The sequence below is a fragment of the Pseudoxanthomonas spadix BD-a59 genome, assembly GCF_000233915.3.
Classification (GTDB): domain Bacteria; phylum Pseudomonadota; class Gammaproteobacteria; order Xanthomonadales; family Xanthomonadaceae; genus Pseudoxanthomonas_A; species Pseudoxanthomonas_A spadix.
Window position 1 is genome coordinate 2,191,207 of record NC_016147.2, and the last position, 15,369, is coordinate 2,206,575.

Here is a 15,369-nt window from a genome sequence, read left to right on the forward strand (position 1 = left end):
ACGCCCGACCATGGCTGCTTGGGCCAGAGGTCGAAGAAGCCACGGGAGCACGCCGCCGACGGCAGCAGCACCCACGGCCAGCACGGCACGACAGCAGCAGCCACACCCAGCAAGCATTCCCGCTTCCCAGGATCCGTCATGCCCACCACCACCCCCCCGCACGAACACATCGTCAAGAGCTACGACGAAGAGCAGCGCCGTCTGACCGGCGAGATCCTGCACATGGGCGAGATCGCCGTGGCCCAGCTGGAAGCGGCCATGGACGTGGTCGACCGGCGCGATGACCGCGCCGCCCAGCGCATCATCGCCAACGATGAGGCCATCGACCTGCTGGAAGCCCAGGTCAGCCACGACGTGATGCAGTTGGCGCTGCGCGGACCGATGGCGCGCGACCTGCGCGAGATCCTGGCAGCCCTGCGCATCCCCACCGACCTGGAGCGCATCGGCGACTACGCGGCCAACGTGGCCAAGCGCTCGATGGCGCTCAACACGCTACCGCCGGTCCCGCACGCCACCGGCCTGCGCGGGCTGGCCCAGGTCGCCGCGCAACTGGTGCGCGATGCCATGGCCGCCTACCGCGACAGCGATGCCGAACTGGCCCTGCAGGTACGTGAGCGCGATGCAGAACTCGATGCGCTCTACACCGGGCTGTTCCGCGAACTGCTGACCTACATGATGGAGGACGCCCGCGCCATCACCCCGTGCACACACCTGCTGTTCATGGCCAAGAACCTGGAACGCATCGGCGACCACGCCACCAACATCGCCGAGAACGTCTGGTTCCTGGTCCGTGGTGACCATCCGTTGCCACCACGCGACAAGCGCGACGAAAGCCCGTTCGCCGGTGCCCCGACGGCCCGCCTCTGAGGCTCCATCGGGGTCCAGCGCCGGACGAGCAGCGGCCATGGACGTCCTGTTCATCCTGGCGGGTGCACGCTTGGCCGGTCCGAAGGCCATCACGGCCATCCACGATGGAGCACACCATGAGGCGCATGTCCATTCTGATGCTGGCCCTGTCCCTGACCGCAAGCGGCGCCGCGATGGCCACCGCGAAGGACCCCGATGACCGTGGTCGCGGCAAGGACAGTCACGACCAGCGCCATGACAAGGGCCGCGACGATCATCGCCCGCCGGCGCACCATGACAACGGTCGGCGCCGCTATGGCCGCGGCGACCACCTGGACAACGGCCGTCGGGGCGTCCCTGTCGATTACCACCACCACCACCTGAAGCCACCGCCGCCCGGCCATGAATGGCGCCGTGTGGACGAGGACTACGTGCTGGTGGCCGTGGCCACCGGAATCATCGTCAGCGTGATCGCCGCAAGCCAGTAATCCGGCGCGCGTGGTTTACGGCGTGCCGGTTGTCCGCTGCACGGGGCGCACCCTTCCGGGTGCGCCCTTTTTTCCGGCCGATGCCTGGGCGTGCACCTGGCCGGCTCTGCTAGGCTTTCCGGATGCAAGACACCCCCGCCACACCTGCTGTTGCCAGCCCCTGCGTTTCGCCGATGACCCGCCGCTTCCGCGGTTTCCTGCCCGTGGTGGTGGACGTGGAAACCGGCGGCTTCGACTGGAACCGCCATGCGCTGCTGGAAATCGCCGTGGTGCCGATCGACCTGGACCAGGCCGGCCGCTTCATCCTGGGCGACACCGCGTGCGCGCACCTGGAGCCGGCCCCGGGCCTGGAGATCGATCCCAAGTCGCTGGAGATCACCGGCATCGTGCTGGACCATCCGTTCCGCCTGGCCAAGCCGGAGAAAGAGGCGCTGGACCACGTGTTCGCCCCGGTCCGCGCAGCCATGAAGAAGCACGGCTGCCAGCGCGCGATCCTGGTGGGCCACAACGCGCACTTCGACCTGAACTTCCTCAACGCCGCGGTCGCACGCACCCAGCACAAGCGCAATCCGTTCCATCCCTTCAGCGTGTTCGACACGGTGACCATGGCCGGCCTGGCCTACGGCCAGACGGTGCTGGCACGCGCGGTGCAGGCCGCAGGCATGGAATGGAACCCGGAACAAGCGCACTCGGCCGTCTACGACGTCGAGCAGACCGCGCGGCTGTTCTGCACCATCGCCAACCAGTGGCCGCAGCCGGGTGCGAGCGGCGCCTGAAGCGGACCGCCACCGAGCCCGTCCCGCCGCTCATTGCCGCCCGACAACCCGGCTGCGGTGCCGTGTGCTTTCGCCATCATCCACACTCCGCGCGCACGGCGGCTGCCGCCACTGCACCTGCCCGCGTGCAACCCAGGTTGGTAGGGCGGGTCTTGACCCGCCACCGCGAAACACGGCCAGCCGCACGATGGATACGGCTTGCGGAAACGAGCAAGCCGAGGCGGGGCGTTGCGAGGACCGGCGAACGAGGGGCTCCTTCGCCGGTGCATGGCGGGTCGAGACCCGCCCTACGTCTGCTCAGCGCTGGCCGTACTCCTGGCGCAACTCGCGCTTGAGCAGCTTGCCCGAGCCGTTGCGCGGCAGCCCGTCACGGAAGAACACCCGCCGCGGCGCCTTGAAATGGGCCAGGTGCGCGCGCGCATGGGCGATCAGCTCGGCCTCGTCGGCGTGCATCCCGTCCTTGAGCGCCACCACCGCGGCCACGGCTTCGACCAGGCGCGGATCGGGCAGCGCGAACACCGCCACTTCGGCCACGGCCGGATGCCGGTACAGGCATTCCTCGACCTCACGGCTGGACACCACGATGCCGCCACTGTTGATGACGTCCTTCACCCGGTCGACGATGGTCAGGTAGCCCTCGGCGTCCATCACCCCCAGGTCGCCGGTATGGAACCAGCCGCCGGCGAAGGCCTCGGCCGTTTCTTCCGGCTTGTCCCAGTAGCCGCGCAGCAGCTGCGGCGAGCGGTGCACGATCTCGCCCTGCTCGCCGGGCGCCACCGGTTGGCCGTCGGCATCGACCACCCGGGTCTGGACGTTGAAGACCGGCCGCCCGGCCGACGCCGGACGCTGTGCGTGGTCTTCGGGCCTGAGCACCGTGGCCAGCGGGCCGATCTCGCTCTGCCCGTAGCAGTTGAACAGGCGCACCGGCAGGCGCCTTGCCAGTTCCTCCAGCACCGGCACGGGCATGATCGAGGCGCCGTAGTAACCGCGCTTGAGGCAGCTCAGGTCGAAGCCGTCGAACCCCGGATGGCGCAGCAGCGAGATCCACACCGTGGGTGGCGCGAAGAACGAATCCAGCCGGTGCTGGGCAATCGTGGACAGGCACAGCTCGGCCTGGGCCGAGGCCAGGATGTGCACGTAGCCGCCCATGATCAGCTGCGGCACGGTGAACACGTGCATCTGCGCCGAGTGGTACAGCGGCAACGCGGCCAGGGCGCGGTCATGCGCGCTCAGTTCCAGCTCGATGATGGCGCTGGTGTATTCGGCCAGCAGCGCCGCGTGGGTGAGCATGGCGCCCTTGGGCGCGGCGGTGGTGCCGGAGGTATAGAGGATCTGGGCCAGGTCGTCGGCGGCGGGGGTGGGCAGCGGCTGGCGCGGCTGGCCCGGCTCGGCCGAAGCCATCGCCAGCACATCGTGGCCCGATCCGCCATGCAACGTGCCGCGCCACTGGACCGCCTCGGCGGCGTGGGCCAGCCGCTCCAGGTCGCCCGGGTCGTGGAACAGCGCGCGGCTGCCGGACTGGCGCAGGATGTAGTCCACCTCCTCTGCGGTCAGGCCGTGGTTGATCGGCACATGCACCAGTCCGGCGCGCGCGCAGGCCAACCACAGCAGCACGTAGGCATCGGAGTTGGCACCAAAGGCGGCCACCCGCTCGCCGCTGGCCAGGCCCAGCGCACGCAGCGCGTTGGCCAGGCCGGTGATGGCCTGCTCCAGCTGCGCGTAGGTCCATTCGCGCTGGCCGAAACGCAACGCCGTGCGCGGGCCGTGGCGGGCGGCCGAACGGGCAAAGGCGGCGGCGATGTTGTCGGCGCGCGCGGCGGCGATGTGCGAGGCGGAAGTGGACGAGCTGGCGCTGCGGTCCATGCGAGGGTCCCTTGTGAAAGTCCCGCGGCGCGGGTGGATGCGGGAGAGCGTGCACCTTAGCGCGGCGTGCGCCGGGCTGTCGTTCCGCAGCGCAGCAACCGCACCGCTTCGGCATGGTCAGCGGCCCGGCGCGCGATCCTGTCCGGGCCACCGCATGGCCTCTTCCGGCAAAGGCTGCCGCCAGGCCGATGCGCCGCTGCCGGAACCATCAACCGTGCTCGCCGCGGCTGCGCCGCTGGGCCGGCGCGGTCGACGCGCTCGTGGAGCCAGGCCGGCGACACGTCTCCGGCCGCAGCGGATCGGCGCTCAGGTGCTCGCCGCACCCGCCGCTGGACCCGGATCTTGCAGGCCGCGCTGGCGGACCGCCTCGAACAGGGTCACGCCAGTGGCCACCGAGACGTTGAGGCTTTCGATATCACCGGGCATCGGGATCCGCACCAGCCCGTCGCAGTGCTCGCGGGTGAGCCGGCGCAGGCCGTCGCCTTCGCCGCCCAGGACCAGGGCGATGTTGCCCTTCAGGTCGAGCGAATACAGCGAGGTCTGCGCCTCTCCGGCCAGGCCATAGATCCACACGCCCGATTTCTGCATCTCGCGCAGCGCACGGGCCAGGTTGGTCACCGCCACCACCGGCACCCGATCGGCCGCGCCGGCCGAGGTCTTGCGCACGGTTGCGTTCAGGCCAACCGACCTGTCCTTGGGGATCACCACCGCGGTCACGCCCGCAGCCGCGGCGCTGCGCAGGCAGGCGCCGAGGTTGTGCGGATCCTGCACCCCGTCCAGCACCAGGACCAGCGCCCGCCCTGCGGCGGCCTGGATCAGCCCCGCAAGCTCGGACTCGTCCCAGGTCTTGGCGGCGGCATAGCGCGCGGCCACGCCCTGGTGGCGCACCTGGCCGCCCACCCCATCCAGTGCCTGGGTGTTGACGCGGCGCACCTCGATGCCCTTGCGGCGTGCGTTCTCCTCGATCTCGGTCAGGCGCGCGTTCTTGCTGCTGCCGTCGATCAGGACTTCGCGCACGTGGTCGGCATCGTTCTCGATCGAGGAAGCCACGGCGTTGACGCCGACGATCCATTGGTTCTGTTTGCTCATGAGGCTCTTGTGGGCGGGCGGTCAGCCGCGCCCGGGCGGCCAGATGGGAGTGTCGTGGTCGGGATGCTGGAAGGACACGATGCGCGAGAGGAACGCCTGCGCGGCGATGTCCTCCTCGGTACGGCGCGCCGGCAGGGCGTGCAGGGAATCTGTGAATGGCAGTCGGCCTTCGACGCCGTACTGGATGTGCGGGGGCAACGCCGCCGGATCATCGAACGCACCGGCCGCCAGCGCCACGCCATCGGGCGCCTCGTAGGTCAGCGGCGTGCCGCACTGCGCGCAGAAGCCGCGCGCAACCAGGTTGGAGGACCGGTAGCGCGCCGGAGTGCCGCGCGTCCAGACCAGTGCGGCACCGCGCGTGGAGACCAGCGGCGCGTAGTACGCACCGAAGGCCTTTTGGCACATCCGGCAATGGCAGATGGAGGCATCGTCCAGCGTGCCGGTGACGTGGAAACGCACCGCACCGCACTGGCAGCCGCCGCTGTACTCGACCATGGGCCAGCTCAGTATTTCTGCTTCTTGCGACGAGCGGGCAAGGCCGGCCGAGGCGCGTCGACGCCGGCCTGGTCCCCACCCGGCTCGACCAGGCGGAAGTCGATCTTGCGCTCTTCCATGCTCGCCTTCATGACCTGCACGGTGACCGCATCGCCCAGCCGGAACTCGGTGCCGCGGCGTTCGCCGGACAGGGTCTTGCGGATCGGGTCGAAGTGGTAATAGTCGTGCGGCAACTGGGTCACGTGGACCAGGCCGTTGACCTTGGACTGGTTCAGTTCCACGAACAGCCCGAAGCTGGTCACGCCGCTGATCACGCCATCGAAGATGCCGCCGACATGCTGCTCCATCCATGCGGCGCGGTAGCGCTCGTCGACCTCGCGCTCGGCCTCCTCGGCACGGCGCGAACGCTCGGAACACTGCAGCGACAGCGCGACCATCTCGTGCAGCGAATACTGGAACTTTTCGGCCCTGGCGCCGGTGAGCGCGTGCTTGATCGCACGGTGCACCAGCAGGTCCGGGTAGCGACGGATCGGCGAGGTGAAGTGCGCGTATGCATCCAGCGCCAGGCCGAAGTGACCGGCGTTGTCCGGCGTGTACACCGCCAGGCTCTGGCTGCGCAGCAACACCGATTCCAGCAACGCCGCGTCCGGACGCTGGCGGACCTTCTTCAGCAGCGCGGTGAAGTCGCGCGGCTCGACCTTGCTCCAGGCCGGCATCGACAGCTTGAACTCCTTGAGGAACTCCAGCAGGTCGGCGTACTTGGACTCCGGCGGCCGCTCGTGCACGCGGTATGGCGCGGGAACGCCCTTTTCCAGCAGGTAGCGCGCGGCCTGCACGTTGGCTGCGATCATGCATTCCTCGATCAGCTTGTGCGCATCGTTGCGCACCTGCATGCCGGCCTGGGTGACCTCGCCGCGGTTGTCCAGGACAAAGCGCACCTCGCTGGTCTCGAACTCGATCGCGCCGCGCTTCTCGCGCGCCTTGGACAGCAGACCGTACAACTCGTGCAGGCGCTTGACGTGCGGCAACAGGTCCAGGCCGATCTCGGCCTGCGCCTGGGCATCGTCCTCGCCCACCGCCTTCCACACCTGGTCGTAGGTCAGGCGCGCGTGCGAGCGCATCACGGCCTCGTAGAACCTGGCGGCGGTCACTTCCCCGTTCTTGTCCACCTGCATGTCGCAGACAAAGCACATCCGGTCGACCTTGGGGTTCAGCGAGCAGATGCCGTTGGAGATGGTCTCCGGCAGCATCGGCACCACGAACCCCGGGAAGTACACCGAGGTCGCGCGCCTGGAAGCCTCCTGGTCCAGCAGCGTGCCAGGACGCACGTAGTGCGACACATCGGCGATGGCCACCACCAGACGGTAGCCGGAGCGGTTGCTGATGCGCAGGCCCTTGCGGTTGGATTCGCAATAGACCGCGTCGTCGAAGTCCTTGGAATCGGCGCCGTCGATGGTCACCAGTGGCAGCTCGCGCAGGTCGACGCGGCCGGCGATCATCGACGGCGCCACCGCCAATGGCACCGCGCTGGCCTCGGCCAGCACTTCCGTCGGGAATTCGTAGGGCAGCTCGTGGCCGTGGATGGCCGTTTCCACCACCAGCGATGGGGTCAGCTTGTCACCGAGTACCGCCACGATCCGGCCGATCGGATCGCGGCGGCCGTCCGGGGCGTGGGTCAGTTCCAGCACCACCAGCTGGCCGTCGCGCGCCTGGCTGCGGGCATCGGGCGGGATCAGGATGTTGCGCTGGATGCGCTTGTCGTCGGGGATCACAAAGCTCACCCCCGACTCCATCGCAAAGCGCCCGATCAGGCGGTGCACGCGACGCTCCAGCACCTCGACGATGGCGCCCTCGCGGCGGCCACGACGATCCAGGCCGGTGACCGAAGCCAGCACGCGGTCGCCGTGCATGACCTTGCGCATCTCCGACGGCGGCAGGAACAGATCGTCGCCACCGGCCTCGGCGCGCAGGAAACCGAAGCCTTCCGGATTGGCGATCACCACGCCGGGCACCAGGTCCATCTGCTCGGCCGGCGCGTAACCGCCGCGGCGGTTGAGCAGCAGCTGGCCGTCGCGGACCATCGCGGTCAGGCGCTTGGTCAGGGCTTCGAAACGCTCCGGCGCGGTCAGGTCGAGCTTGCCGGCCAGTTCCTCGGCGGTCAGCGGACCTTCACTGGCCGCCAGCGTGCCCAGGATCACCTCGCGGCTGGCGATGGGCTGGGCATAGCGCTCGGCCTCGCGCGCGGCATACGGATCGGTGAAGCCGGCCTGGCCCACACCCTGCGCGGGCACCACCACGCGCGGGGCCTGGCGGCCACGGCGTTCAAAGGGACGCGGTGCGTTGCCGTGGTCACCGCCGCCGTGCGGACCCTTGCGTCGGCCACCGGCAGCGTGGGCCTTGCCGCCCTTGCCCGGGCCGGCGGCGGGCGCGGGCATCGATTCAGGCATCCATGGCGGAAGCTTGGACTTGCCGGCGCCTTTGTTTCCCCCTGTGCCCTGGGTCGTCGTCTTTTTCGAGGCCGGGGCCTTGTCCGATGGGGGTCTGCGCCCGCCTGTTCCAGTCTTTTTTGTCATTGCCAAATGGTACACCCCCACCCTGGTTTCCGCCGTCGTGCGCGCCTCCTGCCAGCGCAGCACACGATGCTGTCCCGACCCAACGACCGAACCGCGAGCCGTGCGGCGCCTTTTCGCCTTGTCGTTCATCGAAGACACCTCGCTTGCGAAGGAGCGAAGGGATGGACAAGGGAATGGAATCAAGGGTCAACGGGCCCGCCTGAAAAGGGGAAAGGCCCGTTGCCACTGCCTACCGCAGATCGTTCTAGTGTAGTGTTCCATTCTGTTTGGAACTTAAGCGCTGATTGGCGCGGATCACCTTCTGCAGGATGTCGCGGGCGCTTCTGGTCCAGATGAACGGCTTGGGTTTGGTGTTGTGATGCGCGAGGTACTCGTCGATGGCGGCGATCAGTTCGGGCACGCTGGTGAACACCCCGCGGCGCAGCCGCTCGGCGGTGATGTCGCGGAAGAAGCGCTCAACCATGTTCAGCCACGAGGCGGAGGTAGGCGTGAAGTGCATGGTGAAGCGCGGGTGCTTGGCCAGCCACTTCTGGACATTGGGATGCTTGTGGGTGACCGTGGGCGTGCCAATGCCGCATCACGGTGCTGGGGCTCACGCCCAGCTCGGCGGCCATCTTGCGCGTACTCCAGTGCGTGGCCGCCGCCGGCCGGCTCTGCGTGGTCAACTCCACCAGCCGCGCCGCGTCGACCTTGGCCGGCGGCGCCCCGCGCGGCAAGTCGCGCTCGATCCCGGCCATCCGCGACTGCGCATATCGCGCGCGCCAGCGCGAGACCTGTACGCGCCCCACCCCTACTTGCTCGGCGATCTCCTTGTTCTGCATGCCGTCCGCAGCCAGCAGCACCATGCGGGCGCGCTGCGCCAGCCTCACGCTCGTGCGCTTGGAGCGAACCAGTCTCGTCAACTCGGCTCGCTCCTCGTCGCTCAGCACAATCTCAGGGGCAACTCGCACTTGCACTCTCCACTCTTCGTCCTCGTAGAGTGTTGGAGTGATGGATTTCATCCAAGTTCCCTCAAGAACAGAACGGTACACTAGGAGTCTGTCGGGCTTTGGCGGTCGAGGCGAAAATTCGGCTGCGCGAGGACAGATTTTCGGCGATTCGCCGCCCCATAGTGGTTCTCTGGGGCAAGAAGCGACGGAAATATGGACCGCACAGCCGGATTTGCAGCCCGGCCGGCCAAAGTCCGACAGGCTCCTAGCCCGCCCTCACTTCGCGATACCGAGGAACAGCGCCAGGCACCGTTCCACCTCGACCAACACGTTCGCATCCAATCGCCCGAAGGTCGGCCCTACCTTCTCGCGCTTGACCGTCATGATCTTGTCGATCATCACCTGCGACGGCTTCTGCAAGCCGTTCTCCATTTCCGGCTGGAGCTTGATCCGCAGCAGTGGCGCAGCCACCAACGTGCTGGTCACCGGCAACACCGTCACGGTCGCGCTCTCGCTGAAGTGGTTGGCCTGGATCACCAACGCCGGGCGCGGCTTGCCGAAATCGCCCTGCATGGTGATCGTCACAAAATCGCCGCGCTTCATTCAGTCCAGCCGTCCACCTCGGCCATCGCTTCATCCAGCAACTGCTGCAGGCCGGCATCGGCTTGGTCAGCCTGGGCCACCAACCGCGCTTGGCGATGGCACTCCTGCTCGAAGTCCGGTCGCCGGGTATCGGGCACCCAGATCTGCACCGGGCGCAACCCCGCCACGCGCAGGGCGTCGCGATGCTTCTGGACACGGGAATTTACATGGGCCATCTCATCACTCCACGCTCGTTACATGCAACAAGATAGACCGCCCACGCGTTACATGCAACATTCCCGGAAGCCCTGCGGCAGCAGCCCACCTCCCTGTGTACCGGGACGCCGGATGTCCTGCAGCCCCGGCGCGCGTGCGAAAAAACATTTGACACCCTGCGATGACATCCGCAGAATGCGCGCCCTGAGTCGCCCGGGTGGCGGAATTGGTAGACGCACTAGCTTCAGGTGCTAGCGGGGGCAACTCCGTGGAGGTTCGAGTCCTCTCCCGGGCACCATGACCCAGATAAAAAAGCCCCGTCGCAAGCGGGGTTTTTTTATTGCCGATCGTTTGCGCGCGTGCGTGCCAAGACAATGCGTTCGCGCGCTCATGTGCGATAACCACGCGCGCCGTCCCTTCTCGAGTGCCCGCAGTTGCAACCCCAACAGATCCTGTTCCTGGCCATCCTGGCCGTCACCCTGTTCCTGTTCGTCAGCGAGAAGCTGCGCGTGGACCTGGTGGCGATGCTGGCCTTGCTGGCCCTGGCCCTGACCGGCATCCTCGATCCGCGCGAAGCGCTGTCCGGGTTTTCCAGCGAACCGGCGATCATCGTGGCCGCGGTGTTCGTGCTGTCCTCGGGCCTGGCCGCCACCGGCATCACCGACCGGATCGGTCAGGCCATCGGCAGGGCCGCCGGCGGCAGCGAGTGGCGCACCATCGCGGTGGTGATGCCGGCGACCGCGGCGCTGGCCGCGTTCTCGCACCATCTGATGGTCACCGCGATGATGCTGCCGATCCTGATGCGGCTGGCGCGCGAGCAGAAGCTGGCCGCCTCGCGCCTGCTGATGCCGATGTCGCTGGCCGCTTCGCTGGGTACCACGCTCACCCTGATCGGGGCGCCGGCGTTCCTGCTGGCCAACGACCTGCTCAAGCGCACCGGCAGCCAAGGCCTGGGGTTCTTCACCATTACCCCGATCGGCGCGGTGCTGGTGTTGATCGGCACCGCCTACATGCTGCTGGGCCGCTGGCTGGTGCCCAAGCGTTCGGGCGAAGCCGGCAGCGAAAGCTACATGCGCCTGGAGCGCTACTACACCGAGCTGGTGGTGGACGAAGGCTCGCCGTGGATCGGCAAGACCTACGGCCAGTTCCGCGAGCACTTCGACGAGCGCCTGCAGGTGGTGGACTGGCTGCGCTACGGCATGCGCCGGCGCAACCAGCAGGCCGACAGCCCGCTGCGACAGGGTGATGTCCTGCTGGTGCGTGCCTCGCCCGACGAGATCGCCTCGATCAAGGACGAGCCCGGCCTGTCGCTGCACGCAGTGGTCAAGTACGGCGAGCAGCCCAAGGAAGGCGATGGCCGCCAGACCGAACTGCTGGGCGAGGAGCAGCTGGTCCAGGCGGTGGTCGCGCCGAACTCCGAGTTCATCGGCCGCAGCGTGTCCAGCATCGACTTCCTGCACACCCTGGGCGTGGTGGTCGTGGGCCTGTGGCGCAAGGAAGGCTGGCTGCATGGCGAGCTGTCCGAGCTGAAGCTGGAGGAAGGCGACCTGCTGGTGCTGTGGGGCCGCCAGCAGACCTTCGGCAAGCTCGCCCAGCATCACGGCTTCCTGATGCTGATGCCGTTCCAGGCGCAGAAGCGCACCCGCAAGCGCGCCCCGCTGGCCCTGGCGATCATGGTCGCCTCGGTGGTCGCCGCCGCCAGCGGCTGGCTGAGTCCGCAGATCGCCTTCCTGGCCGGTGCGGTGGCGATGGTGATCAGCCGCTGCGTCGGCATCGAGCGCGCCTACCAGGAAATCGATGTGCGCATCTTCGTGATGATCGCCGGGGTGATCCCGTTGGGACTGGCGATGGAGAAGACCGGCACGGCGGCCTGGTTTGCCGACATCCTGAGCGCGCACGCGCAGGGCTGGAGCGCGCTGACCCTGCTGCTGGTGATGTTCGCCAGCGCCGCGCTGCTGACCCAGATCCTGTCAGATGCAGCCACCACCGTGCTGCTGACCCCGATCGCCCTGGCCATGGCCACAACGCTGGGCCAGTCGCCGACCCCATTCGTCATGTGCATCGCGGTGGGTGCGGTGGCCTCGTTCCTGACCCCGATCGGCCACCACGGCAACCTGCTGATCCTCAATCCGGGCCAGTACACCTTCGGCGACTTCCTGCGCGTGGGCGTGCCGCTGACGATGCTGATCGCCCTGGCCACGGCGTGGATGGCGCGCTGGCTGTGGATGGGCGGCCCGCTGCTGCCGTTCGGCGCCGGCGCTTGATGGGCGCGTGGGCAGGGCGGCATCGGCACCGCGGCCGGCCGGCGGGCGCGGGCTCGAGGAAGGTCCGTGCCAGGGCGTCTGCCCTGCACGTTCTGCAGCGCCGGCGCGCGGGGCCGTGCGCGGCGCGTTGCAGCGGTCGCGGGCGCTGCGACGGGCGCGCGGCTAAACTCCTCAGGTTCACTCCCAGCGCAGTGCCCGCATGACCGACCCGACCGTCCGCCCGACCTTCCACGGCTTCGAACAGATCCCGCTGCGCGAGTACGCCGAGCGCGCCTACCTGGATTATTCGATGTACGTGGTCCTGGACCGCGCCCTGCCCTTCATCGGTGATGGGCTCAAGCCGGTCCAGCGGCGGATCATCTACTCGATGAGCGAACTGGGGCTGGGCGCCGCGTCCAAGCCCAAGAAATCCGCGCGCACCGTCGGCGATGTGATCGGCAAGTTCCACCCGCACGGGGACAGTGCCTGCTACGAGGCGCTGGTGCTGATGGCCCAGCCGTTCTCCTACCGCTATCCGCTGATCGACGGCCAGGGCAACTTCGGTTCGCCGGACGATCCCAAGTCGTTTGCGGCCATGCGCTACACCGAATCCAAGCTCACCCCGATCGCCGAGGTGCTGCTGGGCGAGCTGACCCAGGGCACGGTGGACTGGGTGCCCAACTTCGACGGCACCCTGGAGGAACCGAGCTGGCTGCCGGCACGCCTGCCGCACCTGCTGCTCAACGGCACCACCGGGATCGCGGTGGGCATGGCCACCGACGTGCCGCCGCACAACCTGGGCGAGATCGTCAGCGCGCTGATCCGCCTGATCGACGACCCCGAGGCCAGCGTGGCCGACCTGTGCGAACACGTGCGCGGCCCGGACTACCCGACCGCCGCCGAGATCATCACCTCGCCTGCCGACCTGCAGGCGATGTACCAGACCGGCCACGGCAGCGTGCGCGCACGGGCGACCTTCAGCAGGGAAAACGCCAACATCGTGGTGACCGCGCTGCCCTACCAGGTGTCCCCGTCCAAGGTGATCGAACAGATCGCCACGCAGATGCGCGCCAAGAAGCTGCCCTGGCTGGAGGACATCCGCGACGAATCGGACCACCAGAACCCGGTCCGCGTGGTCATGATCCCGCGCTCGAACCGGGTCGATGCCGAGCAGCTGATGGGGCACCTGTTCGCCACCACTGATCTGGAAAAGAGCTATCGGGTCAACCTCAACATCATCGGCCTGGACGGGCGCCCGCAGGTCAAGAACCTGCGCGCCTTTCTGAGCGAATGGCTGGGCTTTCGCTACGACACGGTCACCCGTCGCCTCAAGCACCGCCTGGAAAGGGTCGAGCGCCGCCTGCACCTGCTGGAAGGCCTGCTGACCGCCTTCCTCAACCTGGATGAGGTGATCGGCATCATCCGCAGCCAGGACGAGCCCAGACCGGCCTTGATTGCGCGCTTTGCCCTGAGCGAAGAGCAGGCCGATTACATCCTGGAGACCCGCCTGCGCCAGCTGGCGCGGCTGGAGGAGATGAAGATCCGCGGCGAGCAGGACGCGCTGGCCAGCGAACGCGAGCGCCTGACCGCCACGCTGGGCTCCAACGCCAAGCTCAAGAAGCTGGTCAAGGATGAACTGCTGGCCGATGCGAGCAAGTTCGGCGACGCGCGCCGCTCGCCGCTGGTCTCGCGCCAGGCCGCCCAGGCCCTGGACCAGACCGAGCTGCTCGCCAGCGAACCGATGACCGTGATCATGTCCGAAAAGGGCTGGGTACGCGCAGCCAAGGGCCATGACATCGACATCGCCAAGCTCGGCTATCGCGAGGGCGACAGCCCGCTGGCGGCCGTGCGCACGCGCAGCAACCACCAGGTCGCGTTCCTGGATTCGACCGGGCGCAGCTATTCCACCGCCGTGCACACCCTGCCCTCGGCGCGTGGCAACGGCGAGCCGCTGACCGGGCGGTTCTCGCCGGCCGCGGGCGCATCGTTCCAGGCGCTGGCCTCGGGCGAGAACGAGACCCGCCTGGTGCTGGCCTCCAGTCACGGCTACGGCTTTGTCACCCGGTTTGAAAACCTCACCAGCCGCAACAAGGCCGGCAAGGCGATGCTCAACCTGACGCCCAACGCCAGGGTGCTGCAGCCGGCGCTGCTGGCCGACGCTGCCAGCGACCGCATCGTGGCAGTGACCAGCGCCGGCAACCTGCTGGCCATCGCCGCCAGCGACCTGCCCGAGCTGGACAAGGGCAAGGGCAACAAGATCATCGACATCCCCAAGGCCAAGCTGTCCACCGAACGGGTGGTCGCCATCGCCGCGATCTCGCCCGGTGGCACCCTGCACGTGCACAGCGGCGCGCGCACGATGACCCTCTCGTTCAAGGACCTGGACCTGTACACCGGCACCCGCGCCACGCGCGGCGCGCTGCTGCCACGTGGCTGGCAGAAAGTGGACGGGCTGGAAGTCCAGTAAGCTCACATCCAGCGCAGCGCGTTGAAGCACTGTGCCTTTTGCCGGCACCGAGCGCGGGGCCGCCTTGATCGGGAGACGCATTGATGCAACCGGAGTTCTGGCACGAACGCTGGCAGTCGCAACGCATCGGCTTCCACCAGAACAAGGTGATGCCGCTGCTGCAGAAGCACTGGCCATCACTGGGATTGCCCACCGGCAGCCAGGTGTTCGTGCCGCTGGCCGGCAAGTCGCTGGACATGGCCTGGCTGGCGGCGCAGGGCCATCGCGTGCTCGGTGTGGAGCTCTCACCGCTGGCCGTGCAGCAGTTCTTCGCCGAACATGATCTGACCCCGCAGATCCGTGAAACCGCTCATGGCGTGCACTACCTGGCCGGTGACATCGAACTGATCTGCGGCGATGCCTTCGATCTGGATGCCCAAGTCCTGGCCGACTGTGTTGGCGTCTACGACCGCGCTGCGTTGATCGCCCTGCCCGAGCCCATGCGCCGCCGTTACCTGGCCGAGCTTTATGCACGGCTGCCGGCGCAGTGCCGGGGCCTGCTGATCACGCTGGAGTACCCGCAGGCGCAAAAGGAAGGGCCGCCGTTCTCGGTCGAGCCGGCCGAGGTGCACGCGCTGTTCGCCCCGGAATGGGAACTGGAGGAGCTCGAGCATCGGGATATCCTGCCGTATGAGCCGGGGTTCGTGGCCGAGGGCGTGACGGCATTGCAGACCAGGGTGTATCGGTTGGCGCGCCGGTGATGGCCGCCCTGGCTTCTGGGTTGAAGCCGTGCACGCTGTCCCGTCGCTTCGCGGAGCGAGCT

At 68.1% G+C, this 15,369-nt stretch carries 13 protein-coding genes, 1 tRNA gene and 1 pseudogene; 7 read left to right on the forward strand and 8 right to left on the reverse strand.

Annotated features, from left to right (window positions below):
• Positions 1-138 precede the first annotated feature (138 nt).
• From phoU to rnt, 3 genes are all read left to right on the forward strand, one after another.
• Positions 139-867: a phosphate signaling complex protein PhoU gene (gene phoU, locus DSC_RS09880; RefSeq protein WP_014161026.1), complete on the forward strand. Its 729-nt coding sequence runs from the start codon at positions 139-141 to the stop codon at positions 865-867.
• Between the two features lie 116 nt (positions 868-983).
• Positions 984-1,334: an RcnB family protein gene (locus tag DSC_RS09885; protein ID WP_043291215.1), complete on the forward strand. Its 351-nt coding sequence runs from the start codon at positions 984-986 to the stop codon at positions 1,332-1,334.
• Between the two features lie 122 nt (positions 1,335-1,456).
• On the forward strand, positions 1,457-2,110 hold the full coding sequence (rnt, locus tag DSC_RS09890) for a ribonuclease T (RefSeq protein ID WP_043290525.1): 654 nt from the start codon (positions 1,457-1,459) through the stop codon (positions 2,108-2,110).
• A 297-nt stretch (positions 2,111-2,407) separates the two neighbouring features.
• On the opposite strand, the gene DSC_RS09895 is transcribed toward rnt, so the two are convergent.
• The 8 genes and pseudogenes from DSC_RS09895 to DSC_RS09930 all read right to left on the reverse strand — a co-directional run bounded on the left by DSC_RS09895 (position 2,408) and on the right by DSC_RS09930 (position 9,829).
• Positions 2,408-3,973, reverse strand: a complete 1,566-nt coding sequence (locus DSC_RS09895) for a fatty acyl-CoA synthetase (protein ID WP_014161029.1) — start codon at positions 3,971-3,973, stop codon at positions 2,408-2,410.
• Positions 3,974-4,279: 306 nt separating this feature from the next.
• The gene (rlmB, locus tag DSC_RS09900; RefSeq protein WP_014161030.1) at positions 4,280-5,062 is read right to left on the reverse strand and encodes a 23S rRNA (guanosine(2251)-2'-O)-methyltransferase RlmB; all 783 of its coding nucleotides are present in this window, start codon (positions 5,060-5,062) and stop codon (positions 4,280-4,282) included.
• A gap of 21 nt (positions 5,063-5,083) precedes the next feature.
• The gene (locus DSC_RS09905; RefSeq protein ID WP_014161031.1) at positions 5,084-5,557 is read right to left on the reverse strand and encodes a GFA family protein; all 474 of its coding nucleotides are present in this window, start codon (positions 5,555-5,557) and stop codon (positions 5,084-5,086) included.
• A gap of 8 nt (positions 5,558-5,565) precedes the next feature.
• Positions 5,566-8,130 (reverse strand): ribonuclease R, encoded by a 2,565-nt coding sequence (gene rnr / locus DSC_RS09910; RefSeq protein WP_043291218.1) that lies wholly within the window; start codon positions 8,128-8,130, stop codon positions 5,566-5,568.
• Between the two features lie 244 nt (positions 8,131-8,374).
• Positions 8,375-8,683 (reverse strand): annotated as a pseudogene (locus tag DSC_RS17555) (transposase); the annotation flags it as partial.
• Positions 8,586-9,131 carry a helix-turn-helix domain-containing protein gene (locus DSC_RS17560; RefSeq protein WP_014161033.1) on the reverse strand — a complete coding sequence of 182 codons (546 nt, stop codon included), beginning with the start codon at positions 9,129-9,131 and terminating at the stop codon, positions 8,586-8,588. The pseudogene DSC_RS17555 and the gene DSC_RS17560, both read right to left, overlap by 98 nt.
• A 204-nt stretch (positions 9,132-9,335) precedes the next feature.
• Entirely contained in the window at positions 9,336-9,662 is a 327-nt protein-coding gene (locus DSC_RS09925) for a type II toxin-antitoxin system PemK/MazF family toxin (protein ID WP_014161034.1), read from the reverse strand.
• On the reverse strand, positions 9,659-9,829 hold the full coding sequence (locus DSC_RS09930) for an antitoxin MazE family protein (protein WP_238527735.1): 171 nt from the start codon (positions 9,827-9,829) through the stop codon (positions 9,659-9,661). The genes DSC_RS09925 and DSC_RS09930 overlap by 4 nt, the downstream gene beginning before the upstream one ends.
• Positions 9,830-10,068: 239 nt before the next feature.
• Between DSC_RS09930 and DSC_RS09935 the strand changes: the two genes are divergently transcribed.
• The 4 genes from DSC_RS09935 (at position 10,069) to DSC_RS09950 (ending at position 15,307) form a co-directional block, all read left to right on the forward strand.
• Positions 10,069-10,155: transfer RNA gene (locus DSC_RS09935), tRNA-Leu, on the forward strand.
• A 136-nt stretch (positions 10,156-10,291) separates the two neighbouring features.
• Complete coding sequence (locus tag DSC_RS09940; protein ID WP_014161036.1) at positions 10,292-12,121, forward strand: SLC13 family permease; 1,830 nt, start codon at positions 10,292-10,294, stop codon at positions 12,119-12,121.
• 199 nt (positions 12,122-12,320) lie between these two features.
• Positions 12,321-14,567, forward strand: a complete 2,247-nt coding sequence (parC, locus tag DSC_RS09945) for a DNA topoisomerase IV subunit A (protein WP_014161037.1) — start codon at positions 12,321-12,323, stop codon at positions 14,565-14,567.
• Between the two features lie 83 nt (positions 14,568-14,650).
• Positions 14,651-15,307 (forward strand): thiopurine S-methyltransferase, encoded by a 657-nt coding sequence (locus DSC_RS09950; RefSeq protein WP_014161038.1) that lies wholly within the window; start codon positions 14,651-14,653, stop codon positions 15,305-15,307.
• Positions 15,308-15,369 lie beyond the last annotated feature (62 nt).

Coding starts and splice junctions, on each gene's coding strand:
- phoU (WP_014161026.1), top strand. CDS start 139: ATGCCCACCACCACCCCCCCGCACGAACACATCGTCAAGAGCTACGAC.
- DSC_RS09885 (WP_043291215.1), top strand. CDS start 984: ATGAGGCGCATGTCCATTCTGATGCTGGCCCTGTCCCTGACCGCAAGC.
- rnt (WP_043290525.1), top strand. CDS start 1,457: ATGCAAGACACCCCCGCCACACCTGCTGTTGCCAGCCCCTGCGTTTCG.
- DSC_RS09895 (WP_014161029.1), bottom strand. CDS start 3,973: ATGGACCGCAGCGCCAGCTCGTCCACTTCCGCCTCGCACATCGCCGCC.
- rlmB (WP_014161030.1), bottom strand. CDS start 5,062: ATGAGCAAACAGAACCAATGGATCGTCGGCGTCAACGCCGTGGCTTCC.
- DSC_RS09905 (WP_014161031.1), bottom strand. CDS start 5,557: ATGGTCGAGTACAGCGGCGGCTGCCAGTGCGGTGCGGTGCGTTTCCAC.
- rnr (WP_043291218.1), bottom strand. CDS start 8,130: ATGACAAAAAAGACTGGAACAGGCGGGCGCAGACCCCCATCGGACAAG.
- DSC_RS17560 (WP_014161033.1), bottom strand. CDS start 9,131: ATGAAATCCATCACTCCAACACTCTACGAGGACGAAGAGTGGAGAGTG.
- DSC_RS09925 (WP_014161034.1), bottom strand. CDS start 9,662: ATGAAGCGCGGCGATTTTGTGACGATCACCATGCAGGGCGATTTCGGC.
- parC (WP_014161037.1), top strand. CDS start 12,321: ATGACCGACCCGACCGTCCGCCCGACCTTCCACGGCTTCGAACAGATC.
- DSC_RS09950 (WP_014161038.1), top strand. CDS start 14,651: ATGCAACCGGAGTTCTGGCACGAACGCTGGCAGTCGCAACGCATCGGC.